The sequence below is a fragment of the Nocardioides sp. NPDC000445 genome (genome assembly GCF_040300245.1).
Taxonomy (GTDB): domain Bacteria; phylum Actinomycetota; class Actinomycetes; order Propionibacteriales; family Nocardioidaceae; genus Nocardioides.
Genome location: NZ_JBEPDH010000003.1, coordinates 126,829 through 149,707, shown reverse-complemented (window position 1 = coordinate 149,707; position 22,879 = coordinate 126,829). Strand labels below are relative to the sequence as shown.

At 70.2% G+C, this 22,879-nt stretch carries 18 protein-coding genes; 12 read left to right on the top strand and 6 right to left on the bottom strand.

Going from position 1 to position 22,879, the window contains the following annotated elements; genetic code table 11:
* Positions 1-101: 101 nt before the first annotated feature.
* Positions 102-1,190, top strand: coding sequence for a PseG/SpsG family protein (locus ABT304_RS05255; protein WP_350713649.1), 1,089 nt, complete (start codon positions 102-104; stop codon positions 1,188-1,190).
* On the opposite strand, the gene pseI is transcribed toward ABT304_RS05255, so the two are convergent.
* Both pseI and ABT304_RS05245 read right to left on the bottom strand, forming a co-directional pair.
* Entirely contained in the window at positions 1,171-2,226 is a 1,056-nt protein-coding gene (gene pseI, locus ABT304_RS05250; protein ID WP_350713648.1) for a pseudaminic acid synthase, read from the bottom strand. The two genes, ABT304_RS05255 and pseI, sit on opposite strands and share 20 nt — an antisense overlap.
* A complete protein-coding gene (locus ABT304_RS05245; RefSeq protein WP_350713647.1) occupies positions 2,226-2,762 on the bottom strand; it encodes a GNAT family N-acetyltransferase in 537 nt (178 codons plus the stop codon). Before ABT304_RS05245 ends, pseI begins: the two co-directional genes overlap by 1 nt.
* 52 nt (positions 2,763-2,814) lie before the next feature.
* On the opposite strand from ABT304_RS05245, the gene ABT304_RS05240 reads away from it, so the two are divergent.
* The 5 genes from ABT304_RS05240 to ABT304_RS05220 are packed head-to-tail and all read left to right on the top strand — an operon-like array spanning position 2,815 to position 9,076.
* Complete coding sequence (locus ABT304_RS05240) at positions 2,815-3,066, top strand: phosphopantetheine-binding protein (protein WP_008354901.1); 252 nt, start codon at positions 2,815-2,817, stop codon at positions 3,064-3,066.
* Entirely contained in the window at positions 3,063-4,289 is a 1,227-nt protein-coding gene (locus ABT304_RS05235; protein WP_350713646.1) for an AMP-binding protein, read from the top strand. The genes ABT304_RS05240 and ABT304_RS05235 overlap by 4 nt, the downstream gene beginning before the upstream one ends.
* Entirely contained in the window at positions 4,282-5,028 is a 747-nt protein-coding gene (locus ABT304_RS05230) for an SDR family NAD(P)-dependent oxidoreductase (RefSeq protein ID WP_350713645.1), read from the top strand. The genes ABT304_RS05235 and ABT304_RS05230 overlap by 8 nt, the downstream gene beginning before the upstream one ends.
* Complete coding sequence (locus ABT304_RS05225) at positions 5,028-5,447, top strand: 4'-phosphopantetheinyl transferase family protein (protein WP_350713644.1); 420 nt, start codon at positions 5,028-5,030, stop codon at positions 5,445-5,447. The genes ABT304_RS05230 and ABT304_RS05225 overlap by 1 nt, the downstream gene beginning before the upstream one ends.
* A 59-nt stretch (positions 5,448-5,506) precedes the next feature.
* Positions 5,507-9,076, top strand: a complete 3,570-nt coding sequence (locus ABT304_RS05220; protein ID WP_350713643.1) for a bifunctional glycosyltransferase/CDP-glycerol:glycerophosphate glycerophosphotransferase — start codon at positions 5,507-5,509, stop codon at positions 9,074-9,076.
* Between the two features lie 75 nt (positions 9,077-9,151).
* Here the strand turns inward: ABT304_RS05220 and ABT304_RS05215 are convergent, their stop codons facing one another.
* Complete coding sequence (locus ABT304_RS05215) at positions 9,152-11,509, bottom strand: glycosyltransferase family protein (RefSeq protein ID WP_350713642.1); 2,358 nt, start codon at positions 11,507-11,509, stop codon at positions 9,152-9,154.
* 147 nt (positions 11,510-11,656) lie between these two features.
* On the opposite strand from ABT304_RS05215, the gene ABT304_RS05210 reads away from it, so the two are divergent.
* Positions 11,657-13,594, top strand: a complete 1,938-nt coding sequence (locus ABT304_RS05210; protein WP_350713641.1) for a glycosyltransferase — start codon at positions 11,657-11,659, stop codon at positions 13,592-13,594.
* 10 nt (positions 13,595-13,604) lie between these two features.
* Here the strand turns inward: ABT304_RS05210 and ABT304_RS05205 are convergent, their stop codons facing one another.
* The 3 genes from ABT304_RS05205 to ABT304_RS05195 are packed head-to-tail and all read right to left on the bottom strand — an operon-like array spanning position 13,605 to position 17,751.
* Positions 13,605-15,188 carry a TylF/MycF/NovP-related O-methyltransferase gene (locus ABT304_RS05205; RefSeq protein ID WP_350713640.1) on the bottom strand — a complete coding sequence of 528 codons (1,584 nt, stop codon included), beginning with the start codon at positions 15,186-15,188 and terminating at the stop codon, positions 13,605-13,607.
* A gap of 9 nt (positions 15,189-15,197) precedes the next feature.
* Entirely contained in the window at positions 15,198-16,331 is a 1,134-nt protein-coding gene (locus ABT304_RS05200) for an acyltransferase family protein (RefSeq protein ID WP_160026404.1), read from the bottom strand.
* A gap of 4 nt (positions 16,332-16,335) precedes the next feature.
* Positions 16,336-17,751 carry an SDR family NAD(P)-dependent oxidoreductase gene (locus ABT304_RS05195; RefSeq protein WP_350713639.1) on the bottom strand — a complete coding sequence of 472 codons (1,416 nt, stop codon included), beginning with the start codon at positions 17,749-17,751 and terminating at the stop codon, positions 16,336-16,338.
* A gap of 300 nt (positions 17,752-18,051) precedes the next feature.
* Between ABT304_RS05195 and ABT304_RS05190 the strand changes: the two genes are divergently transcribed.
* From ABT304_RS05190 to nadC, 5 genes are read left to right on the top strand one after another with little or no spacing between them, the layout of a single operon-like run.
* Complete coding sequence (locus ABT304_RS05190) at positions 18,052-18,972, top strand: Rossmann-like and DUF2520 domain-containing protein (protein WP_350713638.1); 921 nt, start codon at positions 18,052-18,054, stop codon at positions 18,970-18,972.
* Positions 18,972-19,838 (top strand): pantoate--beta-alanine ligase, encoded by an 867-nt coding sequence (gene panC / locus ABT304_RS05185; protein WP_350713637.1) that lies wholly within the window; start codon positions 18,972-18,974, stop codon positions 19,836-19,838. The genes ABT304_RS05190 and panC overlap by 1 nt, the downstream gene beginning before the upstream one ends.
* A complete protein-coding gene (gene panD, locus ABT304_RS05180) occupies positions 19,835-20,260 on the top strand; it encodes an aspartate 1-decarboxylase (RefSeq protein ID WP_008354878.1) in 426 nt (141 codons plus the stop codon). The genes panC and panD overlap by 4 nt, the downstream gene beginning before the upstream one ends.
* A 9-nt stretch (positions 20,261-20,269) precedes the next feature.
* Positions 20,270-21,946, top strand: coding sequence for an L-aspartate oxidase (locus ABT304_RS05175; protein ID WP_350713636.1), 1,677 nt, complete (start codon positions 20,270-20,272; stop codon positions 21,944-21,946).
* The gene (nadC, locus tag ABT304_RS05170) at positions 21,946-22,875 is read left to right on the top strand and encodes a carboxylating nicotinate-nucleotide diphosphorylase (protein WP_350713635.1); all 930 of its coding nucleotides are present in this window, start codon (positions 21,946-21,948) and stop codon (positions 22,873-22,875) included. The genes ABT304_RS05175 and nadC overlap by 1 nt, the downstream gene beginning before the upstream one ends.
* Positions 22,876-22,879: the final 4 nt, after the last annotated feature.

The following is a 22,879-nucleotide window of genomic DNA, read 5'->3' as shown; positions in this document are numbered from 1 at the left end:
TCTACTCTGGGCCTCACTGGTGCGCCAACGACACGGCGCGCAAAAGGTGACACATGCCGTGCCGTCCGTCGAAACGGACGAATCCGAGAGGTTGCGCATACATGTCCGTGGGATCGGTCGAGGCCGAAGGTCTGTGCGTGGCCATGGTGTGCGATGCCGGTCCCGATGTCGGGATCGGGCACGTCATGCGCTGCCTCGCTCTCGGGGAGGAGCTCGTCGCCCGAGGCGTACGTGTCGTGATGGTCGCGGAGCTGGACCGGGTGCCATGGGCAGCGGAGCAGGTGCGGCGCCGGGGGATCGAGATCGCGTCGCCGGGACCGGGCGACGTCCGCGACGTTCTCACCCGGCTCGAGCCGTCGTCGGTGGTCGTGGACTCCTATCTCCTCCCGACCGCGGTCTACACCGACATCCGGGATCGCTGGCCGCTGCTCGCGCTCACCGACGGTGATCCGCGCGGACGGGTGGCCGACCTCTACCTGGACCAGAACCTCGGCGCGGAGGCCTCCAGCTGGGCGCTCCCCGAGGGGTCCAGGCATCTCGGTGGGCTCGGCTACGCCCAGCAGCGACGTGAGATCGTCCGGCAGCGTCCGAGCGCGCCCAAGGCCGCCGACGACGAGCACGCGCCGCCGCGAGTGCTGGCCTTCTTCGGCGGGACGGACGCCTTCGGGGTCGCGCCGCGCGTCGTGCGCCTGGTCGCGCGAGCGGGGATCCCCGTGGAGCTGACCGCCATCGCCGCCACCCCGGAGCTGGCCTCCGAGATCACCGACATCGAGCTCGCGCCGGGCCAGGCCGTGCACGTGATCGGGCCGACCGACACCCTGGCCGAGCTCGTCGCCGACGCTGACGTGGTGCTCAGCGCCGCCGGCACCTCGGCCTGGGAGCTCTTCTGCCTCGGCGCGGCGGTTGGGTTCGTCTGCGTCGCCGACAACCAGAAGGACGCGTACGTCCGGATGGACCAGGACCGGCTGGCCGTCGGGATCGCCACCCTGGCCGAGCTCGACGGCGACTCCGCGAACGCCGTGGCCCGGATGCGTGACCTGCTGGGCGACGTACGTCTGCGGGAGAGGCTTCGCGCCGCCTGCTGGGCCATGGTCGACGGCCGAGGGGCGGAGCGCGTCGCCGACGCGTTCCTCGCCCTCGACCGCGATCGGGTCCAGACCGCGTTCGGCTCTAGACGAGGTCCCAGCTGAGCGGTGTTCCAGCCGGGGCGTCCTGGGTGAAGGTGCGGCCGAAGACGATGTCGACGTCACCCGGCGGCAGCCCGTCGGCGGGGCGGACGGAGCGTACGTTGTCCGGCCCGACCTTCTCCCCGGCGCGCACGTCGCGGGTGACGAAGAGCGAGCGCCGGAATCGCAGGCCCTCGCGCTCGGCCGACTTCGGCCCGATCCGGGCCTCGCCGAGCGCCTGCCAGGCGATCTTGGTCTCGCGGACGAGCGAGGCGAACTCGTCCGGCTCGAGGGAGAAGTCGGAGTCGACGGCACCGTCCGCGCGCGAGAGCGTGATGTGCTTCTCGATCACGCAGGCGCCGAGGGCGACGGCGGCGACCGAGGCGCCGATGCCCAGAGTGTGGTCGGAGAGGCCGACGGCGACGTCGAGCCCGTCACGAAGCACCGGGATCCCGCGGAGGTTGGAGGCCTCCGGAGGAGCCGGGTAGGACGCGGTGCACGCCAGCACGACGAGGTCGTCGTTGCCGGTCGCCCGTGCCGTACGCACCGCCGCATCGATCTCGGCGAGCGTCGCGGTGCCGGTGGAGATGATCATCGGCAGCCCGGCCTCGGCGATCGCGCGGACCAGCGGCAGGTCGGTGATCTCGGAGGAGGCCGACTTCAGCATCGGGACGCCGAGCCCGACCAGGAAGTCGACCGCGGTCGGGTCGAACGCGGCGCTGAACGGCACCATCCCGAGCTCGCCGGCCAGCGAGAAGATCGGCTCGTGCCACTCCCACGGAGTGTGCGCCTCCTCGTAGAGCTCGTGCAGTCGGCGGTTGGGCCACAGCGGGTGGTCGGCCGAGAGCCGGAAGGCGGGGGTGTCGACGTCCAGGGTGATCGTGTCGGCGGTGTAGGTCTGGATCTTGAGCGCGTGCGCGCCGGCCTCGCCCGCGGCGCGCACGATGTCGAGCGCCCGCTCCAGGTCGCCACCGTGGTTGCCGGACATCTCCGCGATCACGAACGGCTCGTGGCCGGGGCCGATCGCGCGGTCCCCGACGGTGATCTCGTGCTGGGTCATCACTGCTCCTTGCCGGAACGTCGGGTCGGTCGGTCGTCGCGGTGCAGGCTGACCGGGATGGCAGTCACCACGCCGTCGTCGGTGGTCTGCTCGTAGGGCTCGCCCTCGGTGAACCCGAGCCGGCGGTTCATGGCGCGTACGGATTCGTTGTGGGGGAGCACCTCGCCCTCGAGGAGGTCGATGTCGAGCCCGTCGGGCTCAGGGGCGAAGGCGTACGCCACGGCCTCGCGCATCACCTTGGTCCACGCCAGCAGCGCGGTGCCGTCGGCGGTGGTGCCGTCGTGGTCGAGATAGAAGCCCCAGGAGGCCGACCTGGCGGCGGGATCGTGGTCGAAGAAGGTCACCACGCCGAGGGGGCGGTCGGCGTACTCGAACATCAGCACCCGCCGGGTCGGATCCTCGGCGACCCGGGACCACCAGGCGGCGTGCTCCTCGGCGGTGATCAGATGCTGGTTGATGCTCACCGACCGGTTCGCCTCCTGGTTGCGCCATGCCAGCATGCTCGGCAGGTCGGCGTCGGTCGCCGGTCGTAACATCGGTCTCCTCGGACGTCATGGGATGCGCCCTCACGTTATATGGTCCGAGGCCATGGAGACTCTTGACCGACCGGCGGTCCGCAAGCTCATGGGCGAGGTGCTGGCCGTGCAGGGAAAGACCCTGCCCGCTGACGACACCGCGAAGCTGGCCGACATCGGCTTCCGCTCCCTCGACTTCTCCGAGCTCGCGCTCCGGGTCGAGGACGAGATCGGCGACGAGCTCAACTTCGAGGCGGCCGGACTTCGCTCGATCGAGACGATCGGTGACGTGCTGGACCTGCTCGTGGAGATCCAGGGTCAGTGATCGCCGACAACCTCGTCGTCGATGCCCGGACGGGGAAGCGAGCGACCTGGGGTGAGCTCGCCCAGCAGCAGGCCGCGCCACGGTCGGTGCCTACGGCCCGCGCGGTGGAGCACAGCGTCGATGCGCTGCCGGCGGTCGCCGGTCTGAAGGACGGCGGCGAGCTGCTCGTCGTCGCCGCCGGACGGCTCGACGAGGCCCTCGCCTCGGAGCTGCGCGGGGCCGGGTTCGACCTCGTCGCCGGCGACGGCGTGCAGGACGCGACCGATCCCCGTGCCGCCGAGGACGGCCGGGTCTGGCTGCTCACCTCCGGGTCGACCGGTCGGCCCAAGCGGGTCGGTCACACCCTGGAGTCGCTCTCGACGGTGACCGGCGATCTGGCGCCGCGCACCTGGCTGTGCCCCTACTCGCCCGGCACCTACGCATGGTGGCAGGTGGTCACCCTCGGCCTGGGCGTGCCCGGTCAGGACCTGGTGCTCGTCGACCCGGCCGACCTGGACGACTGGGTGGCGCCCGCGCTCGAGCACGGCGTCACGGCAGTCTCCGGGACCCCGACGTTCTGGCGGCGTACCTTGATGCGCCACGGCGCCGAGCTGCGGAAGCTGCCGCTCGAGCAGGTCACGCTCGGTGGTGAACCGGTCGACCAGGCGGTGCTGACGCAGCTCGGCGAGGCCTTCCCGGACGCGCGCGTCTCCTGGATCTACGCCTCCTCCGAGGTGGGCGCCTCGATCGTCGTCCACGACGGCCGGGCCGGGTTCCCGGTGGAGTGGCTGGACCGCGACGTCCCCGGCCGCCCGCGGCTGTCGGTGGTCGACGGCGAGCTGGTGATCACCTCGCCGCACCACGGCACCGACGCCTCGGGCGCGGAGCTGGCCGGGGCCGTCCGCACCGGTGATGCCGCCCGCATCGAGGACGGCCGGGTGCTGGTCACCGGTCGCCTGGACCGCGACGAGCTCAACGTCGGCGGCTCCAAGGTGTCGGCCGGTGCCGTACGCGACCTGCTGCAGTCCCACCCCGCGATCGCCTGGGCGGCCGTACGCGGCCGGAAGGCACCGCTGGTCGGCACCATGGTCGTCGCCGACGTGGTCGCCGACCAGGACTCGGGCGTGACCGCCGACGACCTGACCCGTTGGGCCGCCGAGCGGCTGCCCGAGTACGCCGTGCCGCGGCGCATCAAGATGCTTGCCGAGATCCCGGCCAAGGAGACCCTGAAGAGCGATGTCTGATTCTCTACCTGTTCCGCCCGCCTCCGTGGTTCTGGTCTCCGGTGCCTCGCGCGGCCTCGGCCTCGCGATCGTCGCCGACCTGCTCGATCGCGGCGTGAAGGTCGCGGCCTTCGCACGCACGGTGACGCCCGAGCTCGAGGCGCTCGCCGCGAAACACCCCGACGCCACCCACTTCGGCTCGGTCGACGTGACCGACGAGAAGGCCGCCCAGACGTTCGTCAAGGAGGTCGAGGCCAGGCTCGGCGTCATCGACGGCCTGGTCAACAACGCCGCGATCGGGCAGGACTCGCTGCACGTGCACACCTCGTCGGACCGGATCGCGCAGATCATCGAGACCAACCTGACCGCGCCCCTGGTGCTGACCCGGTTCGTGCTGCGGCGCCTGATCGGCAAGGGTTTGAAGGGCCGGGTCGTCAACGTGACCTCGATCTGTGGGCAGCGCGGCTACCAGGGCCTGGTGGCCTACTCGGCCACCAAGGGAGGACTCGACGCGGCGACCCGCTCGCTGGCCCGTGAGCTCGGTGGCCGGGTGCTGGTCAACTCGGTCGCTCCCGGGTTCTTCGCCTCCGAGATGTCCGCGGTGCTCGGTGCGAACCAGCTCGAGTCGATCGCACGGCGTACGCCCTCGGGTGCGATGACCACACCCGAGGATGTCGTGCCGACCGTGCGGATGCTGCTGCTCGAGCAGACCAACATCAACGGTCAGGCGATCGTCATCGACGGAGGCGGCTCGATCTGATGTCCCGGCTCCGCGTCGGCAGCGATGCCGAGCTCGCCGGCTATCGCGCCCGCAGCCACCTCCACGACGGGCGGGTGGTCGCCTGGGCGGGCTCCTACGACGTCCCGGTGGCGGTCGACGCCGAGGTGGAGCGTACGGTCCCGGCGGCCCTCGCGAAGCGGTTCGGCACCGACGGGTTCTGGGAGCGATGGACCCGGGCGGAGTGCGTCGTGAAGCTCACCGGCCGCGGCGTCGCCGATATCGTGGACCTGATGGCAGCCGACCCTGACCGGGGCGACAGACCCGGTGCGGCGGTGTCCCTGAGCACCGTACGTCTGCCGGGCGACATCGTGGTGTCGATCGGCACACTCCGCCGCGAAGGTTCCCCGAGGGGTATCGGCCGGAGTGCGGGAGACAGTTCGTTCGCCTGTAACCTCTGAGTTCGATCAGATTCGCGGGCGCGTCATCCGGGACGCCCTCGGACCGAGAGGGAATGTGCATGGGTCAGGGAATCGTCGACGTCTTGCGTCGCGCCGAACGAAGGATGCCTCAGGGTGTCCGTCGACTGGCTCGTGACGCCGGGCATCGCGTTCTCGGCCACGAGCGCGGCCCGCTCGTCTCGGTCGTGGTCACGGTGACCGACCAGGACAAGCAGTATCTGGCCGAGTCGCTGCTCTCCGTGCGCGAGCAGACCCACACGACCCTCGAGATCCTCATCGCGCCCTACGGCGAGGCCAGCGTGGTGAGCGACCAGATCCTCGCCGACCTCCCCGACGACTACCGCCTGCGGCTGCTGGACAGCTCCGCGACCCAGGCAGAGGCCCGCGACCGCGGTGGTCGTGCGGCACGCGGAGCCTACGTGTGCTTCCTGCTCGCCGCCGACCTCCTCACCCAGAACGCGATGCGTACGCTGGTGACCTCCCTGGAGGAGAGCGGCTCCGATCTCGCGGTCGGTCGCATCGAGAGCCGCCAGCGGCTCTCCCCGCCGGTGGTGCCGGCCTACGACCTCGTGCATGCCGAGAACCGCTCCAGCCTCACCCTCGACGAGTTCCCGGTGGCGCTGAGCGATGTCGGGGTGAGCAACCGGCTCTTCCGCACCTCGTTCTGGCGCCGGAACGGCTTCAGCTTCGGCGGCCGCGGCGGCGCCGACGCGGTCGGTTTCGACGGCTACCTGAAGGCCAACCGCTTCGACGTGGTCACGGCGCCGGTGTGCGTCGACATGGACCGCGCCGATGGCACCCCGGTCGAGCAGCTCCACGACCAGACCCTCGGGATGGAGGAGTGGATCGCGCAGACCCGCTCCACCTGGATCGCGATCGGCGAGCTGGCCTCCGACCTGCGCGACCACTGGGCGCTCGGCGGGCTCGCCGGCCGCGCCAACACCATCCTTGGCGACGTCGAGCGGATGAGCGCCGAGCAGTGGACCGCCCTGCGCGACCTCGTCGTCGAGATCGAGCGCGACGTCTCCCCGGAGGTGTGGCTCAAGCTCCCGGTCGAGGTGCGGGCCCGTCTGACCTACCTCATCGCCGACCGGCGCGAGGAGCTGACCGCGTTCGTCGCGTCGCGCTGGTTCGAGCGCGGCAACCTGCGCACCCGGGTCGTCGGCGGCCAGGTGCGCGGGATCTTTCCCGACACGGACCTGCCCGAGGCCGTGACCACGCTCAACGAGCACGAGACGCCGGCGCGGGTGCTGGTGCGGGACGTACGCCCTCTCGACTCCGACCGGGTCGCGGTCGACCTGGTGGCGTGGATCGAGCTCGTCGACCTCGCCGAGACGACCCCGTTCTTCACCGCCCGTCTGGTGCCGGACTTCGTCAGCACCGCCGACGAGGACGGCGTCGCGAGCGATCCTGGCACGGCGCTGCCCGACCCGATCGACCTGACCGTCACGCCGCGGCGCGACCCGCAGGCCAACATGACCATCGGTCACAAGTACCAGGACTACCGCCCCGGCGGGTGCCGCACGGAGATCGACCTGACCCGGCTCACCGCCGGGCGCTGGCACCTCGAGGTCACTGTCGGCGTCGACGGCGTCGTCCGCACCACCAGCGAGGTCCAGATCGACACCCGCGGCCCGGCGGGCAACCTGGCGACGCGCTACCGACCGCGGGTCCACACCTCCGCCGGCCTGTCGGTGGCCTGCGACCGCTACCTCGATCAGCTCAGCTTCCGCGCCGTCCCGACGACGGCGACCTCCCTGGAGAAGGCGGAGGTCGACGGCCGCACCGTCACCCTGACCCTCGCCGGCGAGCTGCCGCAGGCCGTGCGGGCGATCGGTGGCGGCGTACGCATCGAGGCGCCCGTCAAGGACGGCAAGGTCACCCTCAGCCTCCCCGCCCACGGTGCCGTCGAGCCCGGGGCGCCCGCCGCCTGGCGGCTGGACACCCTCCAGGACGGGACCTCGGGCCGGATCGTCTGGACCGACCCGATCGGCTCGCCGTGGACCGGCGAGCGCGGAGGCAGCGTGCTGGCCTCGCGAGACGGCCGTGGCTACGCCCAGATCATCGAGGTCGCCGACACCGTCGCGATCGACCGCGTCGAGCTCGGCGACGGCCGGATCACGGTGCGGGGCGAGTGGCTCAGCTCGATCCCGAAGCACGCCCGGCTGACCCTCTCCGGCTCGCGCCACAGCGAGACCGTCAAGATCGACACCGCTGCCGCCGAGTTCGAGGTCGTCTTCACGCTGCGCTGGGACGAGTGGGGCCTGGGCGAGTCCGTCCTGCCCAGCGGCATCTACCAGTTCCAGCTCACCTGCGGAGCCAAGCGCAGCGGCAACGTACGTCACACCACCGCGTTCCTCGAGCACCAGGCCGAGTTCCAGACCAGTGACGAGGTCCGGCTGCGTCCGGTCAACGGCAACGGCCCGGGAGTCACCCTGCAGCCGCCGATCCCCGTCGACCACGCCGGCAGCTACGCCCACAACCTCGCCCGCGAGCGCGTGCTGGCGGCCGAGGAGCCGCTCGACGAGTCCGCGGTCTATCTCTCGACCTACGCCGGCTCGACCGCCACCGACTCCCAGCTCGCGATCCACGAGCACCTGCGTCGCACCCGGCCCGACCTCACCCTCTACTGGGGCGTCGCCGACCACGCCTCCCGGGTGCCCGAGGGCGGCATCCCGGTCGTGCTGCAGAGCCCGGAGTGGTACCGGGTCATCGGCACCGCGAAGTACCTCGTGCAGAACATCGACTTCGACCGCTGGTGGCGCAAGCGGGAGGGTCAGCGGTTCCTGCAGACCTTCCACGGCTACCCCGCCAAGTCGATGGGCCTGCGGATGTGGCGCGCGAAGATGTTCTCGCCGCTGCGCTGCGACGCCGAGCTCGACCGTACGACCGCCGGGTGGGACCTGATCCTGACCCCGACGCCGGAGATGGACCGCTACTACCGCGAGGAGTACGCCTACGACGGCCCGATCCACAGCGAGGGCTACCCGCGCGACGACGCGCTGGTGCTCCCGTCGGCGGCGGAGGACCGCGAGCGTACCCGCAACCTGCTCGGCATCGGCTCCCACCAGAAGGTGGTCCTCTACGCGCCGACCTGGCGGGACCACCTGGCCCTCAACTACCGCTCGGCGAAGATGGTCGAGCACCTCGACGTGGTCGCGGCCAGCGAGGCCCTCGGTGACGAGTACGTCATCCTGCTGCGCGGTCACCGGTTCAACTCCAAGGGCAGCGAGCGCAGCGAGCGCACCGCCCGGATCATCGACGTCACCGACTACCCGGAGATCAACGACCTGATCCTGGCCTCCGACGCGGCGGTGCTCGACTACTCCAGCCTGCGCTTCGACTTCGCCCTCACCGGGCGGCCGATGGTGTTCCTGGTGCCCGACCTGTCCGACTACACCGGCGGCATCCGCGGCTTCCTCTACGACTACGCCGACACCGCCCCCGGGCCGATGCTCGACACCGCCGAGGAGGTCGTCGCGGCCCTGTCCGACCTGGACCGGCTCGAGGCCGACTACCGCGACCGGATCGCCGCGTTCAACGCCAAGTACCAGTACACCCAGGACGGCAAGGCGACCGAGCGGGTCGTGGAGACCTTCTTCGACAAGCCCAGCTTCGACAAGCCCTGACGGTCACCAAAGCAGCGATGGCGCGTCCCCTTGCGGGGGCGCGCCATCGCTGCTTGCTACGGCCTCAGGCCAGGATCACGGCAGCCGGGCGAGAGCCGGCTTGGCCACCGAGGTCTTGCCGGGGATCGCGTTCCAACGCTCCGGCAGGACCACGCGGTGCGGGCCGACCTCGAGGAGGACCACGTTGCGGTAGGTCATCCCGTACGTCTCGACATAGGGCGCCAGCGAGGTGAGCAGGTCCTTCGCGCGCCACTGAGCAGCGTCGAGGACGAGCACGTCGATGTCGAAGGCGTCGAAGTCGAAGGCGTGCCGCTGGTGGCCGTCCCGACGCAGCTCTGCGGCCTCGGTGGTGCGCTCGGCCTGCTTGTTGGCGGCGGCGTGGATCTGCTGGAAGCCGCTGACCGCGCGGGTGCCGACGACGTCGGCGGCAGCCAGCAGGTTGCCTTCCAGGTCGGTGTCGGCGAGCCCGGCGATGTCCTCGGTCAGCACAGCGGAGACCGGGAGGATGACGAGCTTGTCGACGTCGGGGAGCAGGTCGGCGACCACGAGCCGCTCGACCTGGCCGATCGGGAGCGTGCTGCCGTCGGGCTGCTTGATGCCGTCGAAGCCGGAGACGTCCAGCGCGCTGAGCGTGATCCCCGGCCGGGCGAGCTCATCGAGCCGCAGGTCGGTGCCACCGGTCTGGACCCACAGATGGACCGGACGGGACGAGTAGGCGGCGATGGACTTGATCAGCCGGCGCAGCTTCGGGCGCTGCTTCGGACGGGCCGAGACGGCGACGTGGATCGCGTCGGCCGGGACCTGCTCCGGGGTGCTGACCGGGTTGCTGCGTACGTCGTCAGCGATCGAGCTGACCAGATCGCCCACCTTGCGGGCGCCGGCCCGGCGCTGACGGGCGATCTCGACGTCGGCGGCGTTCATCTCGCGCCACTGCGTGTAGACCTCCTCGACGCTGGCGCCGGAGAAGATCTTGGTGAGGATCGTCTCGAGCCGGTCGTTCATGCTCTCCCGGATGCCGTCGAACTCGGCGGGGGTGAGCGGGTTGAGGCCGGCGAAGCGCGGGTCGGAGAGGTTCTTCGGGCGGAAGTCGATGTCGATGCCGATGCTGCGACCGGGCAGGTAGCAGTGCAGGCGGCTGGTGACCAGCTTGCGGTGGTCGCGACGGTAGCCCTCGAGCATCGTGATCGCGTCGTCGATGTTCTGCACGAACGGCCGGAAGCGGACCTCGTCGAGGCCGCCCTGGGCGTAGGTCGGGGCGCCCTCGGGGATGCTGCCGTCGAAGACGTCGACGTAGCCGACGGGCGCGTCGGGACCGGGCAGCTCGTCCGCGTCGGGGAAGACGGTCGAGACCGTGGTGGTGAGGCAGCCCGAGAAGAAGGCGGGCACGCCGACGGAGAGCAGGATGTCGACGGTCGTCCAGTCGCGGCAGCCGATCGGGGCGTACTTCTTGAGGTACTCGATCGTCTCGTCGGTCATCATGGCGCGGGTGCTGCAGTGGAACGAGACGAAGATCGGGCGCAGGTTCTTGTGGAACGGCATCCCGTAGCGCATCTCGAAGATCGGGTGCATGTACCACCCGAAGCCGAGCATCCAGGTGTCCTTCGGGACGGGCTGGTACATCGAGGCGTCGCGCTGGAGGGTCATCAGCTGGACCTTGGCGGACAGGCCCTCGCGGACGCGCTCGGGGCGGACCCGCTCGCGCAGCCGGTTGGCCAAGTCGTCGAGCTCGGACTCGCCGGTGAACTCCAGGTCCTTGTGGCGCACCACGTGACCGAGCGAGGCGACCGTCTGGACGTGGTCGCCGATGTTGGCCGAGGCACGGGAACGGCCGGGGTGGCCGTAGTCGACGACGGCGTAGGAGACGGTGCCCTCCGGCGCGGCCGGGGCGTCGGGCTCGTCGTTGTCGGCCGCCACCCACGGGCGCAGCCAGTCACGGCTCTCGACGACCCACTTGGTGTCGCCGTTGGTGCCGTCGCCGACGGCCTCGTCGAGGCGGGCGTAGAGGCTGCGGGCCAGCTCCTGGTCGCCGAAGCCGAAGACGCGGCTGGTCATCGCGAGCCACGCGCGACCCGAGACGTACGACGCACCGGACTCGGCGAGCTCGCGCAGGGTCGCGCGGGTCGCGTCGGGGTCGACGTGGAGGCCGGACATGACGTACTCGTCGGCGGCCTTGGCGGCCCACTCGTCGACCGGGATGCCCTGGAAGAGGGCCCAGGCGCGCTCGTAGAAGCCGCCGCCGGCGGCGTTGACCGCACCGTCGAGATCAGCGGCGACGACGAGCGGCTCGACCTCGATGGAGATCGGCGCCGGCTTGCCCGCCATGTCCGCAGCCTGTGGCGCACCCTCCGCGATGGACGGGACGCGAGCGGTCAGGCTCTGACGCAGGCGCTCGGGAAGCAGCTGGCGAGCGAGTCGTCGAGCTGGGCTGGCCATGGGACTCCTTCATTGATGGTTCGACGCAGTGTCGTCGGGCGGAGCCGCGATGTTCGCGGTCCGTTCACACGTTTCCCCCTATGATCCAGGCCGGATATCCTGCCCGAAGAATCGGCAATCCCCAAAGACGCCGACTAATCTCTGCGCATGCCGATCCCCAACCCCCACGAGCAGGTCGCGTTCCCCGAGGGCCGCTACCTCACGATGTGCAACGAGATCGCGACCAAGTTCGGCGGTCAGACGCGGGCGATGATCATGCGCAACCGCCTGATCACGCAGCACACCGGGATCCCGACCACGCTGCTGACCACCGAGTCGAAGCCCGTCTACGACGAGGTGCGCGAGGTGCTGCGCGACTCGGGCCAGCTGGTCGAAGGCATGGACCTCCTCAACCTCTACGAGTGGTACCGGCTGAACACCCCGACCGACGCGCCGGACGAGTCCGTGGCCGCGCTCGGTGGCCGACTGGGCGAGGTCGCCGGCACGACCACCTCGGACGTACTCCACCCCGACGGCACCGTCTACTACACCGCCCACTCGCAGTCGGGGAAGGACCTGGCGCGTGACTACCGTCGCGCCGACGGGTCGATCTACCTGCGGGCGCCGGGTCCGGGTGCCCCGGCCGCGTCCCGGGTGCCCTACATCCTCACCGACGCCGAGGGGCGTCCGATCCGCTCGTGGGAGACCATCGGCGGCTGGCTGTGGCACTGGCTCGAGCTGCTCGCCGGCGACGCCGAGCGGGTCTTCTTCGTGACCGACTCCCGGTTCGCGCTGCGCGACGTCATGCCCCGCCAGGACGACCGCTTCTACTTCCTCCACCTCATGCACAACAACCATGTCGTGAAGGAGCGTCGCTGGAACTCCCAGCTCTCGGGCAAGTACGCCCCGTTGCTCGACAACATCCACGAGTACGACGCGCTGGTGAACCTGACCCACCGTCAGTCCGAGCACATCGCGATGCGCTACGGCTCGACCTCGCACCGGTTCGTGGTGCCCAACCCGGTCGAGCTGCCGGAGCTGCCCGAGACGATGCCCCAGCGGGAGCCGGCGACGTTCGTCACCGTCGCCCGCCTCGAGCCGCAGAAGCGCCTCGAGCACGCCATCAGGGCCTTCGCGAAGGTGATCGAGAAGCGGCCGGAGGCCAAGTTCCAGATCTACGGTGACGGCAAGCTCTACAAGCCGCTCGCCGACCTGATCGAGACGCTCGACGTCGGCAAGAACGTCCAGCTCATGGGGCACGACCCGCGAGCCAAGGAAGCGCTGCTGCACGCCACCGGGTTCATCATGACCAGCGTCAACGAGGGCTACCCCCTCGCCACCCTCGAGTCGCTCTCCTTCGGTTGCCCGGTGATCAGCTACGACATCAACTACGGTCCGCGTGAGCAGATCACCGACGGTGTCGACGGTTACATCGTGGAGGCCGAGGACATGGACGCGGTCGCCGAGCGCTGCATCCAGATGATCGACGCCCCCGAGAAGGTGGCCGAGATGTCCCGCAAGGCCCTGGAGAAGGCGAGCAAGCACGACTGGCGCGCCTTCCTCGACGACTGGCGCGTCGCCTTCGAGGGCGCCGTCGCCCAGCGGCCGGGCCGGATCGAGAAGGCACGCGCCCGGCTCGACGTCCACGCCCTCGGCTGGGCGCGGCCGATGCCCGAGGGCGTCGCGACCCGGCTGCCGGGTCCGGCCAGCCGGCTGGGTCGCACCCAGGCCAGCTCCGCCGCCTTCCGTGACTCTCGTACGCTCCGCTTCGACGCCATGCTCACCGTGATGGGCGAGTGGCCGAAGGGCGTGATGGCGGACCGCATCGTCACCCTCGACGCCGTCTGCAACGAGACCGGCGAGGTGGCCGCGCTGCCGCTCGAGGTCTCGCCCGAGGGCCGAGGCGAGTTCCGGCTCGCCTCCAGGTTCGACCTCGCGGAGGTCTTCGAGGAGTTCTCCGACAAGGCCCGCAACCTCGACCTACGGCTCCGGTTCACGGTCCACAACTGGAACTGGGAGACCAAGCTCGGCCGGCCCCGCGAGGTGCGCCCGAACTTCGAGGTGTCGTTCGGTCCGAACGACGTCCTTCACCTGCAGCGACGCTGACCCGCGGGCGTCAGGCTCCGGCCGTGCGTACGACGTGCAGTTTCGTACGCCGCTCCAGCCGGAAGCCGGGACGGTCCTGGAAGTACTCGTCGACCGCGTCGCGGCACCCGCTGTAGTGGAAGTAGTCGTCGAGCACGATCCGTCCCCCCACGACCAGGTGGGGGGCGATCCGCTCCAAGCACGTCATCGTCGACTCGTACCAGTCACCGTCGAGGTGGGCGAAGGCGACCGGCTCGTCGACCTTCAGCGTGTCCTGGAAGAGGCCCTGTACCAGTTCCACGTTGTGCTCGGCCGGCGAGATCCCGTGCCGGGTGAATGAGTCGCTCACCTCGTCGTAGAGGTTGTCGCGATAGCCGTAGTAGGTCTCTCCGCCGATGCCCTTCGACGTGCCGCTGACGATCTTCTGGTAGCGCTTGTGCACGTCGTCACCGTCGCGCTCGGACGGCTCCGGGATCATCCCGAAGACGTCGTAGACCCGCATCGGCCGCTTCGGGTCCTTCGCCGCGGCCATCACGATCGCGGAGCCACCGAGCGCCGCGCCGGTCTCGATGATCAGGCCGGGCCGGTCCTGGATGTCGGCGTCCAGCACCTGGCGGGCGAGCACCTGCAGGTTCTCGGGCTTGAGGTACGTCAGGTGCTCGGCACGGACACCGTCGAGGACGGTGCGGACCTCGGCCGGAAGCGCGAGATCGACCAGCGGGTCGCGCAGGGACTCCCGGGTGCGTACGGTCTCCATCCTCAGCCTCTCGACCTCGGCCTGGAGCTCGGCCATGGTCGGGGCGGGCTTCGTTCCGGTCTTCGTCTCGGCCTTCGTCTCGGCCTCGGGCTGCTTCGATGCTGGTGGCGTCCCGTCGGCGGGCTTGCTCGCGACCACGACGTAGTTCTTCGGCATCCCGCGCTCGAAGCGGCGACCGGAGACCTCCAGCCGCGCGTAGAGGCGGCTGAGCCGGACGGCGAGCTTCCGGTTGAGGAGCACGATCGGGGCGACGTAGGCGAGCTTCCAGCGCAGACCGCGCCCGCGGAGCTCACCGACGTTCGCGGGGAGGTTCTTCGCCATCATCTGGTAGCTGTAGGCGACCGTCCCGAAGTAGCCCTCGAGCCAGTTCATCCTGGCGATCTCGAAGCCGGCCTCCTCGAACATCTTCCGCAGCGAGAACTGGGTGTAGCGGAAGAAGTCGTAGGGCTTCTGGTGCTCGGCGAAGAAGAGGGGCGCGGAGAGGAAGATCCGGCCGCCCGGCTTGAGCACGCGGAAGAGCTCGGCGATGGCCTTCTCCGGCTCGGGCACGTGCTCGAGGACCTGGTTGCAGATCACCCGGTCGAAGCTGCCGTCGTCGACCGGGATGTCGGTGATGTCGCAGACGTAGTCCAGCGGTGCGTACGCCGAGCTCAGCTGAGCGAAGTCAGCGGCCTCGTACTGGGCGTGCTTGAACAGCTTCCGGTAGGGCGAGCGGCCCGCCCCGGCGTCCAGGACACGCATGCCACGCTTGGTGCCTTTGGCGAAGCGTGCCATCTCCTGACGGAGACGAACGCGGGAGGGATTGATGTGTCGGGGCTGAACCGCAGCGCCGCGATTCTGCCGGCCTCGAGTCAGCATGGAGAGACATTAGCGCTGTTGAAGCGGAGTCTCCCGTAAACCACGCAAGACGGCGTCGCGGACCGGGTCGTGGAGCCGGCGCTCGATGAGGTAGTGGAGCGCGATGGCCAGCACGAGGGCGGTCGAGACGGCAGCGGCCAGGACGACGTACTCGTCGTAGCGGCCGTGGAACTCGTCGATGATCCAGAACGCGAACTGCGCGTGGATCAGGTAGAGCGGGTAGGTCAGCGCCCCGAGCGTCGTCAGGAAGCGCGCCTCGACCCGGCCCAGCGGGCCGGCCGAGACCAGCCAGACGAGCGCCGCGAACCCCACGATCGCCCACCCGGTGATCACCGGCGAGACGGTGGCGCCGACCAGCTCCGTGGCCCGGTCGGCGTACTCCGTCGCCTGGCGGATGCCCAGGATCACGTTGTAGGCCACCGCGAGCCAGGCGATGAACGAGTTGCCGAACCGGTAGATGAGGAACAGCGCCATGCCCATCGCGAAGAACGGGGCGTACTCGGCGAAGAGCAGCGAGTTGAGCATGCCGGAGTCGGTCGCGCGGGCGATCTGGGCCAGCAGCGGCCACAGGAACACGACCGCGATCACCCGCTGCTTGGTGATCCCGACGAGCAGGAAGACGCCGATCAACAGGTAGAACTTGAGCTCGATCCAGAGCGTCCAGAAGGCACCCTGGGCACTGAGTACGTCCCAGGCGTCCTGCGTCATCGTCATGTTGATCAGACCGCCGACGAACCCCTGGTCGCGGCCGCCCTTCCAGTACGCCTGGAGGATCAGCGTGATGATGACGGCGACCCAGTAGGCGGGGAACAGCCGGGCGACGCGGGAGGATACGAAACGGGGCAGGTCACGACCCCACGCGGTCATCAGGATCACGAAGCCGCTGATGATGAAGAAGAGCTCCACGCCGAGGTAGCCGTAGCGAGTGACGTGGTTGAGGGTCGGGAAGACCTCGCGGGGGTCGACACCCCAGTAAGGGGTCGCGATGCCGGTCAGGTGGTAGCCGACGACGACGGCTGCCGCGATGAAGCGGAGCGCGTCGAGCGCGCCGAGCCGGGAGCGGCGTACGGCCTTCTTCTTGGGCTCGGGGGCGGGGTCGGAGGCGGGGGCGGTGTCCTCGGGGACGGTCGGGGCGCTGGTCATCGGGTCAGTTCCCCGCCGCAGCGTCCAGGGCCTCCTGGATCGGGTCGATGCGGCGCAGGTCGATGACGTGGCCGGTGCTCGAGGCGATCAGGGTGTCGAGCGACGCCCGCGCGACCGCCTTCGACTCCAGCAGCGTGTGGGACGGCTCCTGGCCGAACGCCTTCGTGCGCATCGGGGTGCCGGTGCGCTCGGGGTTGATCGCGTTGACGCGTACGCCCTGGTCGGCCCACTCGTCGGCGAGGGCCTGGGTCAGGTTGACCGTGGCCGCCTTCGCGGAGGAGTAGAGCGCGTAGCCGCGGCGACCGCGGGTGTAGGAGCTCGAGGTGAAGAAGAGCAGCGAGCCCTTCGCCCGGGCGAGGTAGGGGAAGAACTCCTGGGCGATCAGGACCGGCGCGATGTAGTTGATCTCGGTCGCGCTGTAGATCGTCTCCTCCGAGACCGTGGCGAGCTCGCCGCGCGGCAGCACACCAGCGGTGTTGACCACGAAGTCGATCGAGCCGAAACGCTTGCCGGCGTCGGCCGCCGCGGCGACGATGTCGGCCCGCTTGGCGACGTCGGTGTTGGTGGCCGAGCGGCTGTAGGAGGCGACGTTGGCGCCGTAGGACTCGGCCAGCTCCGCGATGTCGGCGCCGATGCCGTAGCTGCCGCCGAAGACCACCATGTTCTTGCCCTCGAGTGCGGCCCGGTAGTCGGCCTCCGCCTTCTGCGGGAACTGCTGGTGAGCGGTGAGCTGGAAGAGCTTGTCGGCGATGTAGACGTCGATCGGCTCGGTGACCTTCATGTTCTGCTCGTGACCGTCGACCACCCAGATCTTGGTGTCGGGCAGGTACTTCAGCACGACGCTGCAGTCGTCGGTCGCCTTGAACTTCGGGTCCTGGTCGGCGATCTCGTAGGCCCGCTTCAGCGTCGAGGCGAGGAAGGCCTGCGGGGTCTGGCCGCGGCGCAGCCGCGAGCGGTCCGGGATCTGCGAGATGGTGTTGTCGTCGTTGAGCTCGATGATCGTGTCCGCGGACGGGATGGCCACGTCGACGGCCTGGTAGGTCACCAGCGCCTTGAAGCAGTCGGTGATCACGTCCTCGCTGAGCAGCGGGCGCACGGCGTCGTGGAGGAGTACGTTGCAGTCTTCGCCCTCGGGGAGGGCGGCCAGGGCGAGCTTGGTCGTCTCGTTGCGGGTGTCGGCGCCCTCGAGGATCTTGGAGACCTTCGGGTAGCGGCCGTCGCGGGTCATCGCGTGCACGGCGTCGAGGTGGCCGGGGGCCATCAGGATGATGATCTCGTCGATCTGAGGGTGGCGGTCGAGCACGCCGAGGGTGTGCTCCATGATCGGCATCCCAGCGATCTTGATGAGCTGCTTCGGGATGTCGAGACCCACGCGGGAGCCCACACCGCCGGCAAGCAGCACGGCAACGTTACGAAGCACTGAACACAAACCCTTAGGTAGATGACGAGGAGGGGTGGATTCTTCCATGTCGCGCGCTGCGGACTCCAATGCTGGGGGTGAGGCGATACCGAGCCGTTGGTTCGGCGTGGGGTCCATGGCCGCCGGGGCTCGTGTGATCGCAGTCACGTCATCGTGATGTTTCGGAAGAGTGACCGGCGGCGTACCTTTGTTTCGTCTCGGTCACCGTGGCCGAGCTCGCAGGCACAACGTCTGGTACCCATCCCGGCTCCGCTCACAAGGGGGAGTGGTCGGAGGGACTGGAACGAAAGGTCTACCACCATGAACCCACTCAGGGTGGGCGTCGTCGGCGCGGGTCGCGTCGGGGCCGTCCTTGCAGCAGCACTGCGTTCCGCGGGCCACTCGATCGTCGCCGTCGCAGGGGAGTCGGACGCCTCTCGCGGGCGGATCGCCGACCTTCTCCCGGGTGTTCCGGTCGAGAAGCCGACCGCTGTCGCTCGCGCGTGCGACCTCCTTCTTCTCACCGTCCCCGACGACATGCTCGGCAACGTCGTCAAGACGATGACGGACGCCGGCGCCATCCGGCCCGGGATGTACGTCGCCCACACCTCCGGCCGCCACGGCCTGGCGATCCTCGAGCCGGCCGCCGCGATCGGCGCTCACGTGATGGCCGTCCACCCGGCGATGACCTTCTCCGGCACCTCGGTCGACCTCGCCCGGCTCACCGGCTGTGTCTTCGGTCTGACCGCCGCCACCCCCGCCGACCGGGCCTTCGCCGAGGCACTGGTCCAGGACCTCGGCGGCAAGCCGATGTGGGTGCCCGAAGAGATGCGGACGCTCTACCACGCCGGTCTCGCCCACGGCGCGAACCACCTGGTCACCCTGGTCACCGAGGCGATGGAGATCCTCGCCGCCGCCGGTGCCACCGACCCCGCGGGCACGCTGCGGCCGCTGCTGACGGCGGCCCTCGACAACGCTCTGGACCACGGTGACGCCGCGCTGACCGGCCCGATCGTCCGCGGCGACGCCGGCACGGTGGCAGCCCACCTCGACGACATCCGCACCAACGCGCCGCAGACCCTGGCGTCGTACGTCTCCATGGCGCGGGCCACCCTCGACCGGGCCGTCTCCGACGGGCGGCTGCTGCCCATCCGGGCGCTCAAGATCAAGAACCTGCTCGACGAGGCGGATCGTGCTGCCGTGCAGCCCCTCCCGCGTCCGATCCACACCTGGAACCAGTGATGACCGTTCTCGCTTCCACGCGCGAGGAGCTCGCCAAGCTTCTCGACCCCGCCCGCCGCGACGGCGTCTCCGTCGGCTTCGTGCCGACGATGGGAGCGCTGCACGAGGGGCATGCGTCGCTGATGCGCGTCGCCCGCGAGCGGGTCGGCGACGGTCCCGTCGTCGTGTCGATCTTCGTCAACCCGCTGCAGTTCGGCGCGGGGGAGGACCTCGACCGCTACCCGCGCACGCTCGATGCCGACCTCGAGGTCTGCGAGCGTGAGGGCGTCGACGTCGTCTTCGCGCCGTCGGTCGACGAGGTCTACCCGGGTGGCGACCCGCAGGTCACCGTGGCCCCCGGGCCGCTCGGCGACGTGCTCGAGGGCAAGACCCGGCCGGGCCACTTCGGCGGCGTGCTCACCGTCGTCGCGAAGCTGTTCGGGCTGGTCAAGCCCGATGTCGCCGTCTTCGGCCAGAAGGACTACCAGCAGCTCGCGCTGATCCGTCGGATGTCGGCCGACCTGTGCCTCGGCGTCGACGTCGTCGGCGCGCCGACCCAGCGTGAGGCCGACGGTCTGGCGCTCTCCTCGCGCAACCGCTACCTCTCGCCCGAGCAGCGGGAGGAGGCGACGACGCTGTCGCGGGCGCTCTACGCCGCACAGCACGAGGCCACCTACGGAGTCGAGGCCGCGCTCCACGCGGCTCGTGCCGAGCTACGCCGGGCGAAGGGGGTCGACCTCGACTACCTCGTGGTCACCGACCCCGCGCTCGCCGAGCTGCCCGCCCACCCGGAACCAGGCACCGAAGCCCGGATCCTTGTCGCCGCCCGCGTCGGCACCACCCGACTCATCGACAACATGAGCCTCACGATCGGAGCATCCCGATGACCCGTCTGCGCACCATGATGACCGGCAAGATCCACCGCGCCACGGTCACCCAGGCAGACCTCCACTACGTCGGCTCGGTCACCGTCGACGCCGACCTCCTCGACGCCGCGGACATCCTTCCCGGCGAGCTGGTCTCCATCGTCGACATCACCAACGGTGCCCGCCTGGAGACCTACACGATCGCGGGCGAGCGCGGCAGCGGCGTACTCGGCATCAACGGCGCCGCCGCCCACCTGGTCCACCCCGGCGACCTGGTCATCCTGATCGCGTACGCGCAGATGACCACCGAGGAGGCGAAGGCTTTCGAGCCGCACGTCGTCCACGTCGACGAGGCCAACCACATCGTCGCGCTCGGCTCCGACAGGAGCGAGCCGGTTCCAGGGACCGACCAGATGCGTGGGCCGCTCGTTCTCACGCAGTAGCGTGCGCCTATGAACATGCAGCTGCTCTCCGCTCGCGATCCGGGCTGGACCGAGTGGGCGGACGTGATCGTGGTGGGCTCGGGGATCGCCGGGCTGACCGCGGCGCTGCGGCTGAAGGACCAGGTCGAGCGGGTCGCCGTCGTCACCAAGGACGAGCTCAAGGCCGGCTCGACGCAGTGGGCCCAGGGCGGCATCGCGGCGGCCCTCGGCGAGGGCGACACCCCTGCTCAGCACGAGGTCGACACGCTCGTGGCCGGTGCCGGGGCGTGCGACCTGGAGGCCGTACGCGTCCTGGTCGGCGAGGGTGCCGAGGCGGTCCGCGAGCTGATCGAGTGGGGCGCCGAGTTCGACAAGGACCCCGCCGGCAACCTCTCGCTCACCCGCGAGGGCGGCCATCGGCGGGACCGGATCGCGCACGCCGACGGCGACGCGACCGGCGCCGAGATCCAGCGCGCACTGATGGAGGCCGTACGCCGCGCTCCGGAGATCCTGGTCTTCGAGCACGCGATGGTCGTCGACCTGCTGACGGCCGCCGACGGCGGCGTGGCCGGCCTGACCATCCACGTGATGGGCGAGGGCGACGCCGACGGCGTCGGGATCGTGCGTACCCGTGCCGTCGTGCTCGCCTCCGGCGGCCTCGGCCAGGTCTTCTCCCAGACCACCAACCCCGCCGTCGCCACCGCAGACGGGATGGCGATCGCGCTGCGGGCCGGCGCGACCCTGCGCGACCTCGAGTTCGTCCAGTTCCACCCCACGGTGATGTATCTGGGTGATGACTCGCGCGGTCAGCAGCCGCTGATCTCCGAGGCCGTACGCGGCGAGGGCGCCTTCCTGGTCGACTGGGACGGCAACCGGCTGATGGAGGGCGTGCACGAGCTCGGCGACCTGGCTCCGCGCGACATCGTCTCCAAGGCGATCATGAAGCGGATGCTCGAGACCGGACACCCCAACATGTGGCTCGACGCCCGTCACCTCGGTCGTGAGTTCTGGGAGAAGCGGTTCCCCAACATCCTCGCCTCGTGCGAGCAGCACGGCGTCGACCCGTCCGTCGACCTGATCCCGGTCGCTCCGGCGTGCCACTACGCCTCGGGCGGCGTACGCACCGACCTGTGGGGGCGTTCGGACGTGCCCGGGCTCTACGCCACCGGCGAGGTCGCCTGCAGCGGCGTCCACGGCGCCAACCGGCTCGCGTCCAACTCGCTGCTCGAGGGGCTGGTCTTCTCGCGCCGGATCGCCGAGGTCCTGCCCGGCGAGCTGCGGCAGCTGGAGGACCCGGCCCCGGGGCCCGGCACCGGGCGCACGCTCGTCCCCGGCACCGCGCTCAAGCAGCTGCAGGAGACGATGACGACCAAGGTCGGAGTCCTCCGCAACGCGACCGGCCTCGGCGAGGCGATCGACGAGCTCGAGCAGCTCGGGAGCACCCCGGCGACCGAGATCGACCCGGCCGCCTGGGAGGCGACCAACCTGCTGACCGTCTCGCTCGCGCTGGCGACGTCCGCGCTGCTGCGCGAGGAGACCCGCGGGTCCCACTGGCGCGAGGACTTCGCCGAGCGTGACGACGCCGGGTTCGCCGGCCACTTCGACCTGAGACTCCGGGACGGCGAGACTGTCGCCATCTTCACCCCGGCCCCAGCGACCGACCCGACCCAGAAAAATTCAACGCAGTCCACCATGGCAGGAGCCTGATGACCATCCGACGCGTGCCCTTCGACGAGATCCCGCAGCCGCTGCGCGACGAGCTGACCAACGCCGGCCTGGACGCCGGCGAGGTCTACGACGCCGTCGAGCTCGCTCTCGACGAGGACCTGCCCACGGCCGCTCCCGGTGAGATGCCCAGCGAGGACGTCACCTCGGTGGCCACCATCGCCCCCGACTCGACCGGGATCGGCGTCTTCGCCGCCCGGGAGGACGGCGTCGTGGCCGGCCTCGGCGTGGCCGAGCTCGTCTTCGCGTACGTCATGGGTGACTCGGTCACGGTCACCGACCGCGTCAAGGACGGCTCGAAGGTGAAGGCCGGGGACGTCATCATGCGGATCGCCGGGCCGACCCGCGGGCTGCTGACCGCGGAGCGTACGGCGCTCAACTACGCCTCCCACCTCTCCGGCGTCGCCACCGGTGTCGCGGCCTGGACCGAGGCGCTGGAAGGGACCGGCGCGCAGGTCCTCGACACCCGCAAGACGCTGCCCGGCTTCCGGGCGCTCGAGAAGTACGCCGTACGTTGCGGCGGCGGCGCCAACCACCGGATGTCGCTCTCCGACATGGCGCTGGTCAAGGACAACCACATCGTCGCCGCGGGTGGCGCGGTGCAGGCGTATGAGGCCGTGAAGTTCGCCTACCCGGACGTGCCGATCGAGGTCGAGGTGACCACGCTCGAGGAGCTCACGGCGCTTCTCGACGCGGGCTGCGGCCGGATCATGCTCGACAACATGTCGACCGTGATGATGAAGGAGGCCGTCGAGATCACCGCCGGGCGTGCGGTGCTCGAGGCCTCCGGCGGACTGACCCTGGACCGGGCCCGCGAGGTCGCCGAGACCGGAGTCGACTATCTCTCCGTCGGTGCGCTGACCCACTCGGTGAAGGTCTTCGACATCGGCTTCGACCTGTCCGAGGGCTGAGGCG